The following is a 3,190-nucleotide window of genomic DNA, read 5'->3' as shown; positions in this document are numbered from 1 at the left end:
GCGTGGCGACGTCCTAATCTCACAAGGGGCAACCCCTCACTACAATCGGCGCTAAGAAGCTTAACTTCTGTGTTCGACATGGGAACAGGTGTATCCTTCTCGCTATCGCCACCACACTATTTGTTTGAGTAAACTTCGTTCACTCAAAACTGGATCAGAAACATTCAAACAACCGTGAATCAATTTTTGGTTAAGTCCTCGATCGATTAGTATCAGTCCGCTCCGTACATCACTGCACTTCCACTTCTGACCTATCTACCTGATCATCTCTCAGGGATCTTACTTTCTTTAAGAAATGGGAAATCTCATCTTGAGGTGGGCTTCACACTTAGATGCTTTCAGCGTTTATCCCTTCCCTACATAGCTACCCAGCGATGCCTCTGGCGAGACAACTGGTACACCAGCGGTAAGTCCATCCCGGTCCTCTCGTACTAAGGACAGATCCTCTCAAATTTCCAACGCCCGCGACGGATAGGGACCGAACTGTCTCACGACGTTCTGAACCCAGCTCGCGTGCCGCTTTAATGGGCGAACAGCCCAACCCTTGGGACCGACTACAGCCCCAGGATGCGACGAGCCGACATCGAGGTGCCAAACCTCCCCGTCGATGTGGACTCTTGGGGGAGATAAGCCTGTTATCCCCAGGGTAGCTTTTATCCGTTGAGCGATGGCCCTTCCATGCGGAACCACCGGATCACTAAGCCCGACTTTCGTCCCTGCTCGACTTGTAGGTCTCGCAGTCAAGCTCCCTTGTGCCTTTACACTCTGCGAATGATTTCCAACCATTCTGAGGGAACCTTTGGGCGCCTCCGTTACTCTTTAGGAGGCGACCGCCCCAGTCAAACTGCCCATCTGACACTGTCTCCCACCACGATTAGTGGTGCGGGTTAGAGTGGTCATAACACAGGGGTAGTATCCCACCAGCGCCTCTGTCGAAACTAGCGTCCCGACTTCTACGGCTCCTACCTATCCTGTACATGTGGTACAAACACTCAATATCAAACTGCAGTAAAGCTCCATGGGGTCTTTCCGTCCTGTCGCGGGTAACCTGCATCTTCACAGGTACTAAAATTTCACCGAGTCTCTCGTTGAGACAGTGCCCAAATCGTTACGCCTTTCGTGCGGGTCGGAACTTACCCGACAAGGAATTTCGCTACCTTAGGACCGTTATAGTTACGGCCGCCGTTTACTGGGGCTTCAATTCGTACCTTCGCTTACGCTAAGCACTCCTCTTAACCTTCCAGCACCGGGCAGGCGTCAGCCCCTATACGTCATCTTTCGATTTTGCAGAGACCTGTGTTTTTGATAAACAGTCGCTTGGGCCTATTCACTGCGGCTGATCGTTAGATCAGCACCCCTTCTCCCGAAGTTACGGGGTCATTTTGCCGAGTTCCTTAACGAGAGTTCTCTCGCTCACCTTAGGATTCTCTCCTCGACTACCTGTGTCGGTTTGCGGTACGGGCCATTGTTTTCTTACTAGAAGCTTTTCTCGGCAGTGTGACATCGGGAACTTCGGTACTATTATTTCCCTCCCCATCACAACTTGTCCTTAAAGATGTAAGCATTTGACTCACATCAAGACTTGTTGCTTGGACAGACATTTCCATTCGTCTGATTCCTTAGCCTCCTGCGTCCCTCCATTGCTCAAACAAAAACAACGGGTACAGGAATATCAACCTGTTATCCATCGCCTACGCCTTTCGGCCTCGGCTTAGGTCCCGACTAACCCTGGGCGGACGAGCCTTCCCCAGGAAACCTTAGTCATTCGGTGGACAGGATTCTCACCTGTCTTTCGCTACTCATACCGGCATTCTCACTTCTAAGCGCTCCAGCAGTCCTCACGATCTACCTTCAACGCCCTTAGAACGCTCTCCTACCAACATACCTAATGGTATGTTCCACAGCTTCGGTAAACTATTTAGCCCCGGTACATTTTCGGCGCAGGGTCACTCGACTAGTGAGCTATTACGCACTCTTTAAATGGTGGCTGCTTCTGAGCCAACATCCTAGTTGTCTGTGCAACCCCACATCCTTTTCCACTTAATAGTTATTTGGGGACCTTAGCTGGTGGTCTGGGCTGTTTCCCTTTCGACTATGGATCTTATCACTCACAGTCTGACTCCCAGAGATGAATGGATGGCATTCGGAGTTTATCTGAATTCGGTAACCCGAGATGGGCCCCTAGTCCAAACAGTGCTCTACCTCCATCATTCTTACTCTGAGGCTAGCCCTAAAGCTATTTCGGAGAGAACCAGCTATCTCCAAGTTCGTTTGGAATTTCTCCGCTACCCACACCTCATCCCCGCACTTTTCAACGTACGTGGGTTCGGTCCTCCAGTGCGTTTTACCGCACCTTCAACCTGGACATGGGTAGATCACATGGTTTCGGGTCTACGACCACTTACTCATTCGCCCTATTCAGACTCGCTTTCGCTACGGCTCCGTTTTTTCAACTTAACCTCGCAAGTAATCGTAACTCGCCGGTTCATTCTACAAAAGGCACGCTATCACCCATTAACGGGCTTTAACTTGTTGTAGGCACACGGTTTCAGGATCTATTTCACTCCCCTTCCGGGGTGCTTTTCACCTTTCCCTCACGGTACTGGTTCACTATCGGTCACTAGGGAGTATTTAGCCTTGGGAGATGGTCCTCCCGGATTCCGACGGAATTCCTCGTGTTCCGCCGTACTCAGGATCCTCCTAGGTGCCAGTCAAATTTTGTCTACGGGGCTTTTACCCTTTCTAGCAGACCTTTCCAGGTCCTTCGACTATCTCACTGAACTACCATATCGGAGTCCTACAACCCCAAGAGGCAAGCCTCTTGGTTTGGGCTTTTCCCGTTTCGCTCGCCGCTACTCAGGGAATCGAATTTTCTTTCTCTTCCTGCAGGTACTTAGATGTTTCAGTTCTCTGCGTTTACCTCTAATCAGCTATGTATTCACTGAAAAGTAACATCCTATAAAAGATGCTGGGTTTCCCCATTCGGAAATCTCCGGATCAAAGCTTACTTACAGCTCCCCGAAGCATATCGGTGTTAGTCCCGTCCTTCATCGGCTCCTAGTGCCAAGGCATCCACCGTGCGCCCTTATTCACTTAACCTTAACCTAACTTTCGTTAGGGGTTTGATTGTTCCATCTAGCGATAGACTTCCCAATCAGATAAAAAATAAGCAATTGAACTTATTAAAAAA

At 49.8% G+C, this 3,190-nt stretch carries 2 rRNA genes; both read right to left on the bottom strand.

Annotated elements, in window-relative coordinates:
- Positions 1-116: ribosomal RNA gene (rrf, locus tag FFM68_RS13055) — 5S ribosomal RNA — on the bottom strand.
- A 70-nt stretch (positions 117-186) separates the two neighbouring features.
- A 23S ribosomal RNA gene (locus tag FFM68_RS13050) occupies positions 187-3,099 on the bottom strand.
- Positions 3,100-3,190: the final 91 nt, after the last annotated feature.

The organism is Enterococcus xiangfangensis (genome assembly GCF_005405365.1).
In the GTDB taxonomy this organism is placed as follows: domain Bacteria; phylum Bacillota; class Bacilli; order Lactobacillales; family Enterococcaceae; genus Enterococcus_A; species Enterococcus_A xiangfangensis.
Note: the sequence above shows the minus strand (reverse complement) of the source record. Positions and strands in the feature narration are given on the sequence as shown.